Source organism: Cardiobacterium hominis (assembly GCF_900637305.1).
Classification (GTDB): Bacteria; Pseudomonadota; Gammaproteobacteria; order Cardiobacteriales; family Cardiobacteriaceae; genus Cardiobacterium; species Cardiobacterium hominis.
The window spans coordinates 47,889-61,217 of the sequence record NZ_LR134365.1; the positions used below are offsets into that span (position 1 = coordinate 47,889).

Consider the following 13,329-nt stretch of genomic DNA (forward strand, 5'->3'; position numbering starts at 1 on the left):
CACCATCACCGCACACCCAACCCATACCGCCCCATGACCCACAACGACCTCCAATCCCAAGCCTGGGCGTTTGCCGCCCTCTTTCTCGCCATAGACAGCGTGCGCGCGCTGGCAGAGCGCGGCGAAATCCGCAGCGAGGCCGAACTGACCCTCTTGCCCAGCCTACTCACCACCAACGCCGCCGACATCGCCGACTACTACGGCGACCCCACGCCGCTTGCCCTGGGTCGCGACGCCTACCGCCGCACCTTCCAACAAAAAAACGACGAACAAAACCTGCGCTACAGCGCGCAAATCCTGCACGTCGAACGGCGTCTCGCAAAAAAAGCGGCGCTGATGGCCGTCCTCAAAGAACGCCTGCACGCCGCCGAACGCCAGGCCGAACACTATCCCGTAAACCACGACAACCTCATCGCCAGCTTCGCCGCCACCTACCAGGAAACCGCGAGCAAAGCCGCCGGCCGCATCCTCATCAGCGGCGCACCGCAATGGCTGCGCCAGCCGGACATGGTGAACCGCATCCGCGCCCTGCTCCTCACCGGCGTACGCGCCGCCGCGCTGTGGCGCGCTTACGGCGGCAACCGCTGGCAGCTGCTCTTCGCCCGCGGCAGCTTTGACGAAGCCATGCACACGCTCGACTTCTACGCACAGCCATGAGCGACGAACACTACCTCCGCCTCGCCCTCGAACAGGCAGCGCTCGCCGAAGCCCTCGGCGAAGTGCCGATTGGCGCGATTCTCGTGGCAAACGGCGAAATCATTGCCAGCGCGCACAACCGCACCGTCTCCGACCACGACCCGACCGCACACGCCGAAATCCTCGCCCTGCGCGCGGGCGGGCAGGCGCTGGGCAACCACCGCATGCGCGGCGTGAGCCTCTATGTGACGCTCGAACCCTGCATCATGTGTACCGGCGCGCTCATCCAGGCACGCATTGACCGCCTTGTTTTCGGCGCTTACGACAGCCGCATCGGCGCCTGCGGCAGCGCTTTCGACCTCGCCCGCCACCGCCGCCTCAATCACCACATCCACGAAATCAAGGGCGGCGTACTGGAAGAGGCATGCCGCGAACAATTACAACGCTTCTTCCAACAAAAACGCCGGGAATAACCCCGGCGTTTTTTTGCCTTTCTTTAGAGCTTGTTGACGATTGAGACATCCCCCCTCCCCCGCAGGGCGAAGCCCACAGCGGGCGGGTACCCATGCAAAATGCGTCCGCATTTTGCATGGGGCCCGGGGGAGGGCTGGGGAGGGGGTGGGCGATATTGTTGATGAATCGAAATTCCGGTTTTTCAATTGATTGCTGCCCTCACCCCACCCCCTCTCCCAAAGGGACAAGCATTGCTCGCGTAGCGAGAGAGGGGCTTATTCGCTGAAATGCAAACAGCCCCTAGCGATAATTCAGCCGCAACAATTCCGCCCAAATTTCCTCTTTCGCGGCTTCTGCCGTAGCCGCGCTAGCGGTAATTGCCGCCTCTCCAAAATACTCAACCTTCGGCAAGCGCTCTAAAAATCCCTCAATATCCGGCGGGGTGAGAAAGCGTCCATGCAAATCATAGCCCACATTGAGCAATCGCCCCGGAATCTTCGCCATGCGGTCATGCAAATGGCCATAAAGATGATACCAGCCTTTATGGCAGCCGTCCCATTCCTGAATCGGGTAATGAAAGAGAATGAGCGGCTCGCTGAGCATTTCCAGATGCAGTTTCAGATAATGCTGCATGGATGACAGCATGGGATTGCCATCATCCTTTTTCGTAGTGAGGAAATATTTGCTGTTGCGCATGATGACATTATCATGATTGCCGAAAATCAAATGATGCTGGCCGTTTAAGCGGCGCATCACCTTGGCAATGGCAGGTACGTCGCGCGCAAAGGAAATATCGCCGAGGTTATAGACAATATCTTCCGGTTGAACCGTCGCATTCCAGTAGGCAATCAGCGCCTCGTTCATCTCGTCCACATTCGTATGCGGGCGGAATTGCGGGCAGAATTTGGCGATATTGTGATGCGAAAAATGCAGGTCGGAGGTGAAATAAATTTGGCACATGTTTTACTCCATCATGTGTTCCAGATAATGCTGGATGAAAGCGATTTTTTCTTGCTCATTGAGCGTGCTGAAAGTATCACGCTGCTCGCGGATATAATCCACCAGCGGATAGTATTCTTCATCCAGATGCTTTTTGTCCAGCTTGCGTCCCAGATTGCTTTCATTGCTGCGGCCAAAGAATTTGGAAACCAGATAATACGGTGATTTCATTTTGCACAGCGTTTCTTTCGTTTCCGCATCAAAGACCATAAAGCCTTCGTGTTTGACCGTTTTCAGCAGCGCTTTCAGCTCGCCAAAGCGGATATTTTCCAGCAACGGCGGACGCTGCAGGCCATATTCGGCGGTGATTTTATCCACCTCGTCTTCGCGGAATTGGCGGCCGCTGGCAACTTCTATAATACCAATCAGCGTTTCGCCCAATTGCTCCTGGATAATATGCACGTCGCTCGCATCAGTAATTTCAAAGAGGAAGGTATGGTTCGGGTATGCCTTGAAAAGCGCTTCATAGGGGCGGCAATGCCTTTCCACCATTTTGGCGAAATCGCTATCGATTGAGCCGGTGGTGGAATAAATCACCTGATGGTTAAACGCTGCCGCATGGCTTGGATGCTGCGGCGGCAATTCAACGTAGGTGCAGCAGCCGAGGAAGCCGTTAATTTTTACCACCGCATCGACGCGCTGCTCGTCGCTGAGATGCAGCGGGTATTTGCTGTCTTTGGCGATGCGCTCGGAGTAATTAAATTGCTTTTTGAAGGGGCGGACGATAATACGGTTGTGCTTATCTATGATTAGCCCGCGCATTTCCCGTAGTGCCTCATCGAAACGGTTTTCGTAGAAAACACTGCGCTTGTATTTCAGCACGGATAATTCCGGATAGCGCTTGCTGATTTTTGCCACGAAATCGCGCCGCCCCAAGCGCAGGTATTTTTCCGTTACCCAGGTTTGCTGCGCCTCATCGTAATCCAGTTCGTGCTGTTTGAATTGCTGCATTTCTTCAATCAGTTTTGCGGTTTCCGTATTCATTGGTTGTATTGCCTCCACATGGATTTCTTCGCGCAGGCGGTTGTTATTCAATTTGATATAGGCGGCGAGTACGTCCGCTTCTTTCACGCCGTGGTGATTGGGGTAGAAGTTATGCAGGCGATAGACTTCCACTGCCAAGCCGTGTTTGCGCGCCTGTTGCATCAGGTGAATGCAGGCGGAGCCTTTTTGGTTGGTGTTGGAATTGATGATGAGCATTGGCTGCTGCGGGTTTTGTTTTGCCCGCTTGCAGGCGTTTAACATCATCGTCTGCCCTTTGCGTTGCGCCTGCTCGATGCCTTCGACGGTGAATTGGTAATTGCCGTTTTCATCGGTCATCAACAAATCATTTTCGATGTGGACGATTTCCGCATCGGGGTATTGTTCTTGGAAGGCTTTGATTTTTTCTTGCGCGAAGGTGCTTTTACCAGAGCCTTGATGGCCGCGCAGGAGAATAAATTTTTGCATGGTTATTCCTTGGTATTTGTGCCGCCGCTATTAAGCGGCGGGCTTTTTAAGCGGCTTTTTCCGCAATCCGGATTTGGTTGATGGTGTCCACCCAGAAATCCGCGCTGTGATTTTGCGCGGCGAAGGCACCGAGCAGGTGAAATACCTGGTCGGAGAAGCCGCCGATATTCAGGATATCGTGGCGATTGCGCGCCTGCACGGTCGCATAAGGCTGGATATCGAGGCAGACCAGTTTTGCCTGCGGATTGCGTTGCTTGATTTTGTCCCATTCGGCGAGCATCGCGCTTTTGTCGCCGCGTGCCACATCCGCCCACGATTCGTTGTCAGATATCATCAGCAGCAAATCGACCGGCGCTTTTTCGCGGTTCAGCCATGCCAGCGGCGCGCTGCACGCGGTACCGCCGCCGCAAAGCTCCGCCATTTTCTGCGCGTTGGTCATGATGCTGTCGCGCGGGTTGAGCCGGATTTTGGCAACCTGCATTTCAAACGGCAGCACGTGCGCCTGCGGGTTGTGACGCAGCACGGCAGCGCTCAGGAGCGCGGCGACGTCCACGCAGCGCGTCGCCGTGGTCGCCCCTTGGCGGAAGCCGGATACCGGGCTGTTCATCGAGCCGGAAACGTCCGGGCAGACGACGATGTGACCCGCGAGACGCGGCACGTTCTGCACCGCGATTTCCATCGCGTCTTGCAGCGCTTCGCGGATGGCATGCGGCATGGCGTCGCCGGTCGCTTGGTAGGCGGTCAGCAGTTGGTATGGCATGACGCGCGCCTTGGCAATGGCGTTCTTGTCGGCGAGTTTGGCGGCGACGTGGCGCACGATGCCTTCGTCGTTGAAAAGGCCGTGGCGGGCGAAGGTGTTGAGGCTTTGCCGCACTTGCTGCCATGAGCCGTTGCGCGCGATTTGCGCCCAGGCGGCGCTGTCCAGCTCCAGCGCGGTCAGCATTTGGAAAGGCACGTCCGGCAGTTCGCCACGGCGCCCGCTTTTGTAGTCTTCAAAAGCGCGGGTCAGTGGCGGCAACGCGCTGTATTCATACGGCTTGCCGATTAACCAGGCAAACCAGGCGGCGCGCCACGCTTCGCGCGGTTTCGGATGTACCATTTTCACCACATCGGCCAGCGAGGGCTTATTGCCAATTGCCGCTTGCAATAATTGTTTTTCATTAGCAGAAAGCAGCCATTGTTGCATCAGTTTTTTCGGGCGCGTGCCGAATGATTTGCGTCCGGTTACGCCACTGCGTACCATTTGCGCGAAATTGCGCAGCATTTTACCGTTATCAATAACCTGGTTAAATATTTGCGCGCATAGGGCAACATCGTGTTCGGCAAGTATTGCCAGCAATAATGCGGGCATGTCTTTCATATAGCCGCGTTCGCGGGCGTAGATTGCCGTTTTTGCGATAAAAAGCGGTTCTATTTTTTGCGCGATATTTAATATTTTTTCCAGTTGGGTTTCGGCAGACGCATAGAAAGTATCATTAAAGCAGCCGGTCGCGGCGAGTTGCGCCAGTTGCTGTTCGGGAGAAAGCGCATAAGCGCGGCCACCGGCTTCGTTACGGGTATCGGTTTTGTTTTTTGCAGATGAAAAGATATTGAAATTAGCCATGATTTTTCTCCTTAAATAAAGTGGCGACCAGTAATGACAAGATAGATAACGTGGGTGGTTGTAATCCTGCCGGCATTCGCCCAAAACGAATGACAAGTAAAGGCAAGATTGGTGCAATCTTTGAGATGTAATCCTGCCCGCATTCATTCGTAAAACGGTTGCGGCGCGGCGGTAAAAACCACCGCACCAGAAATTCAAAAACCCGACAACGAGGGTTTGAAGAAATAAACAGTCATCGTCTTGCCCGTTAGACTATCCTGCAAGGCAGGAGCAGGATTCGAACCTGCATTTACGACCCCCATGTAATTCCTTCCGCATTTGCCGGGGTGCAGGCAACCAGGGTTGGAGAAACGTTTTCGTGCTCTACCGCTGAGCTACCCTGCCGTCGAGTGGCAGAGGCGGGACTCGAACCCGCGACCACGAGCTTAAGAGGCTGTAGTTCCTCCGGCATTTGCCCACAAGCGGCGCATCACACCAACGAGGGTGCAGGAAATGCTCACATACTCTACCTGGCTGAGTTACCTGCCGGAGAACCGGCAGGGCGGGACTCGAACCCGCGACCCTGTAATTCCCTGCGCATTTGGTGCATTGCGGAAATCCGCTACAAGCTGCAAGCAACTTGCACTAACCCTATTGCCCGAAGCGCGCCAACTGCATGAGTGCCACGAAAAGAATTTCACAACACAATAAAAAAAAAGAAAAAAAACCTGACCAGCCATTTGGCACGCCGATTTTCACCGCACCAAAACAGAGATAAAACTAGAAAACCATCTTGCAAACTGGAAAATAAGCGATACCATACCGCCATGCAACTCCTCCTTTTCTGCGGCGTGCAGGCATCCGGCAAAAGCAGCTATTACAAAGCGCATTTTGCCGACACGCACATCCGCCTCAATCTCGACATGCTGCGCACGCGCCACCGCGAAGCGCTGCTCTTTCACGCCTGCCTGCAGGCAAAGCAGCCCTGCGTGATTGACAACACCAACCCCACCGCCGCCGCGCGGGCAAAATACCTGGAGCCCGCCCGCACCGCGCATTTCCAGAGCATCGCCTATTATTTCGAGACGCCGCTCGCCGATGCGCTCGCCCGCAATGCCACGCGCAGCGGCAAAACACGCATCCCCGAACGTGGCATTATCGCCACCTACAAACAACTCGAACCGCCGACACTCGCCGAGGGCTTTGCCGCCATCTATCGCGTCCGCCTCGACCCGCAGCACGGCTATCTCACGGAGAAAATAGATGAAATTTGACGACCTCGACCGCCTGATGCGCCCTTATGAGACCGCCTACGACTTCTGCGTGCCCATGGGCAACCACATCGTCGTCCGCCTTGACGGCCGCGGCTTTACCCGCCTCACCAAAGACATCTGGCAGTTTGACGCGCCCTTTGACCCGCGCTTTCGCGACCTGATGACGCAGACCGTGGCGCACCTCATGCAATGCGGCTTCAACATTCTCTACGGCTTCACCCAAAGCGATGAAATCTCGCTGCTTTTCCATCCTGCGGATGACACCTTCGCCCGCAAAACGCGCAAACTCGCCTCGGTGCTTGCAGGCGAAGCGAGCGCCTCCTTTACCCACCTGCACGGACAAATGGCCACCTTCGATGCCCGCGTTTGCGTGCTGCCCGGCGCGGCGCAAGTGTGGGACTACTTCCACTGGCGGCAGGAAGACGCGCACCGCAACGCCTTAAACGCGCACTGCTACTGGAAACTGCGCCAAGAAGGCGCGAGCGAACGCGACGCTGCTGCCCGCATCAGCGGTCTCAAACTCGCAGAAAAACACGACCTGCTGCACGCGCGTGGCATCAACTACAACGACCTGCCCGCCTGGCAAAAACGCGGCATCGGCCTTTACTGGCGCGACGTCGCGCAAAGCGGCCACAACCCGCAGACCGGAGAGGCGACACAGACCACGCGCCGCCGCCTCATCACCGATTTGGAACTACCCTACAAAGAAGACTACCGCCGCTTCCTGCAAGGAATGACAGCGGTTGCCGCGCAGTTATGAACACGATACCCGACTACCCTGGTCTCACCCGCCTGCTCACGCCACTTGCCGACCCGGTGCGCGCTGTGCAAATGCAGGCGTACATGAAAAACCGCTTTCCGTTTCTCGGCATCCCCAAACCGCAGCTCAAAGCAGCGCTCAAGCCGCACCTGAAAGCCGCCGTGCGTGAACCCATTGATTGGCAAACGATAGATGCCTGCTGGCAGGCGGATGCGCGCGAATACCAATACGCCGCACTGGAACTTCTGCGCGCCGCACAAAAACAACTCACCGCGGACGACCTCCCGTGCCTGCACTGCCTCATCACGACAAAATCGTGGTGGGACACTATCGACGTTCTCGACCGCATCGTCGGCGACATTGCCCTGCGTCATCCCGAAATTCACCCAACCATTCTGCAATGGAGTACAGATGAGAATATCTGGCTGCGCCGCATTGCCATTGACCACCAATTACTGCGCAAAGAAAAAACCAATACTACTCTGCTCGCCCAAATCCTCGATAACAACCTCGGGCAAAGCGAATTTTTTATCAACAAGGCTATCGGCTGGGCATTGCGCGATTACAGCAAAACGAATACCGAATGGGTGCGGGAATATATTGAAAGCCGCCGCGAAAAAATGGCAGCGCTGAGTATCAGGGAAGCGAGTAAATATCTCTAAAAATAGGGCGGTTATATGCTTGCATCGTAATCCAATAAAAACCGCAAAATTGTTGGGGCTCTCTCTAATCCAACCATTTACCTTCATCCTCAGCATCAAGGGCTTTCAGCAAATCCTCCGGTATTGCAAAATGCTACACCTCACCACGCCGTGCCGCTTCCATCGTCGTTATCGTAATTTCATTTGGTAGATTGACTGAACACAAAGCAGGCCGATTCATCAATGATTTCCGAATTAAAAATGTCCCGATAGTGTAAGAACAAAATCCATCCATATCCACCCACACCACATGACTAAAAAAACCCGCGTCGTTATCAGCTTCCTCGGCACCCAACTCGACTCCGGCAACGGTGAAGGCCGCTGGCACAAATGGCGGCCGAACGTCGCCATGAACCAGCGCAGCGACCTCACCCTCGACCGCATCGAACTGTTTTACGCCGACAAATACCGGCCGCTCGCCGACCAAGTACGCACCGACATCCGCGACCGCGCGCCGCATACCGCCGTCAATCTCGTGCAGATGGAACTCGCCAACCCCTGGGATTTCAGCGAAGTCTATACCCGCCTGCACGACTGGGCGGCAAGCTATCCCTTTGACACCGAAAAAGAAGAATACTGGGTACACATCACCACCGGCACGCACGTCGCGCAAATCTGCCTCTTTCTCCTCGTCGAATCGCGGCAAATCCCCGGCGTCCTGCTGCAAACCGCGCCGCCGAAAAACCAAAAACGGCAAATGGCGCGCGGCGACGTCGGCACTTACGAAGTCATCGACCTTGACCTTGCCCGCTACGACCCACTCGCCGCCCGCCTCGCTGCGGTGCGCGACGACGCCGTGCGCTACCTGAAAAGCGGCATCGCCACGCGCAACGTGGCGTTTAACCGCATGATTGCCGAAATCGAGCAAGTCGCGCTCAACTCGCCCTCCCCTATCCTGCTCACCGGCCCGACCGGCGCGGGCAAATCCATGTTGGCGCGGCGGATTTACGAGCTAAAAAAAGCGCGGCACCAGGTGCGCGGCATCTTTGTCGATGTGAACTGTGCCACCCTGCGCGGCGACGGTGCGGCGTCTGCCCTCTTTGGCCACAAAAAAGGCGCGTTTACCGGCGCGGTGGAAAAGCGCGATGGCTACCTGAAAAGCGCCGATGGCGGCGTGCTTTTCCTTGACGAAATCGGCGAACTGGGGCTGGACGAACAGGCGATGCTGTTGAAAGCGCTGGAAGAAAAACGCTTCTACCCCGTCGGCAGCGACCAGGAAAGCGAAAGCCACTTCCAGCTGATTGCCGGTACCAACCGCGACCTGCGCGCGGACGTGCGCGAAGGGCGTTTCCGCGAAGACCTCTACGCGCGCATCAACATCTGGAACTACCCGCTGCCGGCACTCGCTGAGCGGCGCGAAGACATCGAGCCGAACATCAGCCACCAACTTGCCCTCGCCTCGCAGGAACTTGGCCGCACCACCCGCTTCAACAAAGAAGCGCAAGCCGCCTACCTCGCTTATGCCCTCTCGCCGCAGGCAAGCTGGCGCGGCAACTTCCGCGACTTGGCGGCGAGCATCATGCGCCTTGCCACGTTGGCGCCGCAGGGACGCATTACCCGCGAACTGGTGGACGCCGAAATCGCCCGCCTGCAATACCTGTGGCAGGACGAGCGCCCCACCACGACCGCCCTGCCCGCCGCCATCAACGCCGACGAACTTGACCTGTTCGAGCGCCTGCAACTGGAAGCGGTGATTAACATCTGCCGTCAGCACAAAAGCCTCGCCGCCGCGGGGCGCACGCTCTATAACGCCTCGCGCGAACAGCTCGCCAAACCCAACGACAGCGACCGCCTGCGCAAATACTTGCAAAAATACGGCCTCACCTGGGCGGATGTGCAGGACGACGCATAAACGCCGCCTGTATAACCCTGCCTTCAGCCCCGCAACTCCCGTACAATAACGCCTCCCAAGCCAACCACCCCCCGCATGAACCTCGCCACCACCTACACCCGCGCCCCCCTGAGCATGCACGCGCCGCTGGTGCGGGTCGAAGTCCACCTTGCCAGCGGCCTGCCGGCGATGACCCTCGTCGGCCTGCCGGAAAAAGCCGTCAAAGAAAGCAAAGACCGCGTTCGCGCCGCCATCTTGAACAGCGGCTTCGAATTTCCGGCAAAACACATCACCATCAACCTCGCCCCGGCAGAACTGCCAAAAGACGGCGCGCGCTACGACCTCGCCATCGCGCTCGGCATCCTCGCCGCTTCCGGACAAATCCCGCCAGACGCCACCGCCGCGCACGAATACCACGGCGAACTCGCCTTGAGCGGCCAACTGCGCCCGGTGAGCGGCATCCTGCCCTGCGCGCTCGCCGCTACAGACGCCCGCCGCGACATCATCACCGCACCGGAAAACCACCACGAAGCCGCGCTGGTCGCCGCGGACAACACCCACAGCGCGGGCAGCCTCGCCGAAATCGCCGCCATCCTGCACGGCCAGCGCGACTGGCCCGCGCCGCCCGCCGCCGCCCTGCGCCCACCACGCCAATACCCCGACTACGCCGACGTCATCGGCCAGCACCAGGCAAAACGCGCCCTGCTCGTCGCCGCCGCCGGTGGCCATCACGTGCTGATGAGCGGCCCGCCCGGCACCGGTAAATCCATGCTGGCGCAGCGCTTCCCCGGTATCCTGCCCGCGATGAACGATGCAGAGGCCATCGAAAGCGCCGCCATCCGCTCGCTTGCCGGAGGCGGCTTCAACCCCGCCGACTGGCGGCAGCGCCCCTACCGCGCGCCACACCACAGCAGCTCCGCCACCGCGCTGGTTGGCGGCGGCTCCATCCCCAAACCGGGCGAAATCAGCCTTGCCCACCACGGCGTCCTCTTCCTCGACGAACTGCCCGAATTCGACCGCCGCGTCCTCGAAATGCTGCGCGAACCGCTGGAAAACGGCCACATCACCATCAGCCGCGCCGCGATGAAAAGCGACTTCCCCGCGCGCTTCCAACTCATCGCCGCCATGAACCCCTGCCCCTGCGGCTACCACGGCGACCCCGAACGCGCCTGCAGCGACACCCCCGACCAAATCGCACGTTACCGCCAAAAAATCTCCGGACCGCTGCTCGACCGCATCGACATCCACCTCACCGTCGCCCGCCTGACACCCGCACAACTGCGCGCGCAGCACAGCCCCGGCGAAACCAGCGCCCACCTGCGCGCACAAAGCGAAGCGGCGCGCGCCATCCAGCTGCGCCGCCAGGGAGGCGCCAACGCCGAATTAAGCGGACGCGCGCTCAACCAACACCTGCACGCCGAAGCAGACGTCCTGCCACTACTTGACCGCGCCGCCGAACGCATGCACCTCTCCATGCGCAGCTACCAGCGCATCCTCAAAGTCGCGCGCACCATCGCCGACCTCGCGGACAGCAGCACCGTCAGCTGCGCGCATCTCGCCGAAGCCCTGCAATACCGCAGCGACAGCGCATGAGCCGCCTCCGCCAACTGCGGCTGGACAACCACCGCAACCTCGCCACCACCACCCTCGAACTACACCCGCGCTGCACCCTGATTAGCGGCAAAAACGGCAGCGGCAAAACCGCACTCCTCGAAGCCATCTACCTGTTGGGGCGGGGAAAATCCTTCCGCGAAAACCAGACGCGCCACCTCATCGCCCACGACCAGCCCTACCTGCGCCTCATCGCCCGCATCGAAAAAAACGGCGAAGAACACCTGCTCGGCATCGAAAAAAGCGCGCGCGAACACCGCCTGCGACTGGACGGCCAAAACCTGAAAAACCTCGCCGCCCTCGCCGCGCTCACCCCGGTACAAATCCTGAACAGCGACAACTTCGCCCACATCGACCAAGGCCCCGAACACCGCCGCCGCTACCTCGACTACGGCCTCTACTACCACGACCCCGCCTTCCTCCCCGCCTGGCAGCGCTACAACTACGCGCTGAAAAACCGCAACGCCGCGCTGCGCCAAAACTGGCGCGCCGCCGACCTCGCGCCCTGGAACCACATCCTCGGCGAAACCGGCACACAAATCGACACCCTGCGCCGCGCCTACCTCGAAAAACTCGAAGACACCCTCAACACCTACCACGCCGAACTGGGCGGCTATGAGCGCATCCACATCCACTACCAGCGCGGCTGGCCAGCCGGACAGCCACTCGCCGCACTGCTCGACGCCAACAACGAACGCGACGCGCTCCTCAAACACACCCGCGACGGCATCCACCGCGCCGACCTGCGCTACCACGCAGACGGACGCGACATCGCGCACCACTACTCGCGCGGCCAACAAAAAACCCTCATCTGCGCGCTCATCCTCGCACAAACCCGGCTCATCACCGCCGACAGCGGCACCGCGCCCATCATCCTCATCGACGACATCGCCGCCGAACTCGACCGCGCCCGCCAAGAAAAACTGCTGCAATTCCTCGCCGACAGCGACTCCCAACTCTACATCACCCACATCGACGGCGACCTCGAACTGCCGCCCGCGCTTGCCGACCACCAACGCCTGCACATCGAAGCAGGACACATCCGCGAACACCCCTGACCCCCGACACCCCATGCTCAGCTACCGTCACGCCTACCACGCCGGCAACCATGCCGACCTGCTCAAACACTACCTCCTCACGCGCACCCTCGCCTACTACAACCAAAAACCCAAACCCTACGACTACATCGACACCCACGCGGGCGCGGGCTACTACGACCTCACCGCCGCCTACGCCCAAAAAAACCGCGAATACCAAAGCGGCATCGCCCGCCTGAACGCCGCCGCCCACCTGCCCGCCGCGCTCGCCGCATGGCGCGACCACATGCACGCGCACCAACCCGCACCCGACACCTACCCCGGCTCCGCCTGGATTGCCGCCCGCCTCCTGCCCGCCCCCGGCAAACTCCACCTGCACGAACTGCACCCCGCAGACCACGCGGCGCTCACAGAAAACCTGCGCCCGCTCCGCCTTGGCCGCCGCCTGCACACCCACCGCGCGGACGGCTTTGCCGGGCTGATTGCCCTGCTACCGCCCGCGAGCCGCCGCGCCGTCATCCTCATCGACCCACCCTACGAACAAAAAAGCGACTACCAAACCACCCTCGACACCCTCGCCGCCGCATACAAACGCTTCCCCAGCGGCACCTACCTCATCTGGTACCCCTGCCTGCCGCGCGACGAAAGCCGCCACTTCCCTGCCCAACTCAACCAACACTTCGGCGATAACTACCTGCGCGCCGAACTGCACGTGCGCGCAGAAAACGGCGCACACGGCATGTACGGCAGCGGCATGTACCTCATCAACCCGCCCTACACCCTGCCCGCCGAACTCAAAACCACCCTGCCCGCCTTACGCGACCTCTGCGCCGAAAGCGCCGACAGCCGCATCACCCTCGACGCCCGCATCCCATAAAAAAGCCGCCCACCGGCGGCATTTCCCTTTCTCATAGGCTGTGCAAAATCGCGGAAAAGCCACTCTCTTAGCGTCCCGTATAGTGACCAAAGCAAGCAAACCACCGATATATCCCCTCC

General features: G+C 59.2%; 12 protein-coding genes and 1 tRNA gene. 9 read left to right on the plus strand and 4 right to left on the minus strand.

All coding sequences use genetic code 11. From position 1 onward, the window contains the following. Positions 1–33: 33 nt before the first annotated feature. Positions 34–657, plus strand: coding sequence for a high frequency lysogenization protein HflD (gene hflD, locus EL199_RS00160; RefSeq protein WP_004142870.1), 624 nt, complete (start codon positions 34–36; stop codon positions 655–657). Further along, positions 654–1,109 carry a tRNA adenosine(34) deaminase TadA gene (gene tadA / locus EL199_RS00165; RefSeq protein ID WP_004142869.1) on the plus strand — a complete coding sequence of 152 codons (456 nt, stop codon included), beginning with the start codon at positions 654–656 and terminating at the stop codon, positions 1,107–1,109. Before hflD ends, tadA begins: the two co-directional genes overlap by 4 nt. Positions 1,110–1,389: 280 nt before the next feature. Here the strand turns inward: tadA and EL199_RS00170 are convergent, their stop codons facing one another. The 4 genes from EL199_RS00170 to EL199_RS12755 form a co-directional block, all read right to left on the minus strand. Next, positions 1,390–2,049, minus strand: coding sequence for a metallophosphoesterase (locus EL199_RS00170; protein ID WP_004142868.1), 660 nt, complete (start codon positions 2,047–2,049; stop codon positions 1,390–1,392). Between the two features lie 3 nt (positions 2,050–2,052). Then, complete coding sequence (locus EL199_RS00175; protein WP_004142867.1) at positions 2,053–3,537, minus strand: RNA ligase; 1,485 nt, start codon at positions 3,535–3,537, stop codon at positions 2,053–2,055. Between the two features lie 46 nt (positions 3,538–3,583). After that, complete coding sequence (locus tag EL199_RS00180) at positions 3,584–5,140, minus strand: TROVE domain-containing protein (RefSeq protein ID WP_004142866.1); 1,557 nt, start codon at positions 5,138–5,140, stop codon at positions 3,584–3,586. Between the two features lie 262 nt (positions 5,141–5,402). Further along, positions 5,403–5,524: transfer RNA gene (locus EL199_RS12755), tRNA-OTHER, on the minus strand. A 422-nt stretch (positions 5,525–5,946) separates the two neighbouring features. Between EL199_RS12755 and EL199_RS00185 the strand changes: the two genes are divergently transcribed. The 7 genes from EL199_RS00185 (at position 5,947) to EL199_RS00215 (ending at position 13,210) form a co-directional block, all read left to right on the plus strand. Continuing rightward, entirely contained in the window at positions 5,947–6,393 is a 447-nt protein-coding gene (locus EL199_RS00185; RefSeq protein ID WP_004142862.1) for an ATP-binding protein, read from the plus strand. Then, positions 6,383–7,153: a tRNA(His) guanylyltransferase Thg1 family protein gene (locus EL199_RS00190; protein ID WP_004142860.1), complete on the plus strand. Its 771-nt coding sequence runs from the start codon at positions 6,383–6,385 to the stop codon at positions 7,151–7,153. Before EL199_RS00185 ends, EL199_RS00190 begins: the two co-directional genes overlap by 11 nt. Beyond that, positions 7,150–7,815 (plus strand): DNA alkylation repair protein, encoded by a 666-nt coding sequence (locus tag EL199_RS00195; protein WP_004142858.1) that lies wholly within the window; start codon positions 7,150–7,152, stop codon positions 7,813–7,815. The genes EL199_RS00190 and EL199_RS00195 overlap by 4 nt, the downstream gene beginning before the upstream one ends. A 289-nt stretch (positions 7,816–8,104) precedes the next feature. After that, positions 8,105–9,706: an RNA repair transcriptional activator RtcR gene (gene rtcR / locus EL199_RS00200; RefSeq protein WP_004142854.1), complete on the plus strand. Its 1,602-nt coding sequence runs from the start codon at positions 8,105–8,107 to the stop codon at positions 9,704–9,706. A 75-nt stretch (positions 9,707–9,781) separates the two neighbouring features. Beyond that, the gene (locus EL199_RS00205; RefSeq protein ID WP_004142852.1) at positions 9,782–11,278 is read left to right on the plus strand and encodes a YifB family Mg chelatase-like AAA ATPase; all 1,497 of its coding nucleotides are present in this window, start codon (positions 9,782–9,784) and stop codon (positions 11,276–11,278) included. Further along, a complete protein-coding gene (gene recF, locus EL199_RS00210) occupies positions 11,275–12,354 on the plus strand; it encodes a DNA replication/repair protein RecF (RefSeq protein WP_004142850.1) in 1,080 nt (359 codons plus the stop codon). The genes EL199_RS00205 and recF overlap by 4 nt, the downstream gene beginning before the upstream one ends. Before the next feature lie 13 nt (positions 12,355–12,367). Beyond that, positions 12,368–13,210 carry a 23S rRNA (adenine(2030)-N(6))-methyltransferase RlmJ gene (locus EL199_RS00215; RefSeq protein ID WP_004142847.1) on the plus strand — a complete coding sequence of 281 codons (843 nt, stop codon included), beginning with the start codon at positions 12,368–12,370 and terminating at the stop codon, positions 13,208–13,210. The last annotated feature ends 119 nt before the right edge of the window (positions 13,211–13,329 follow it).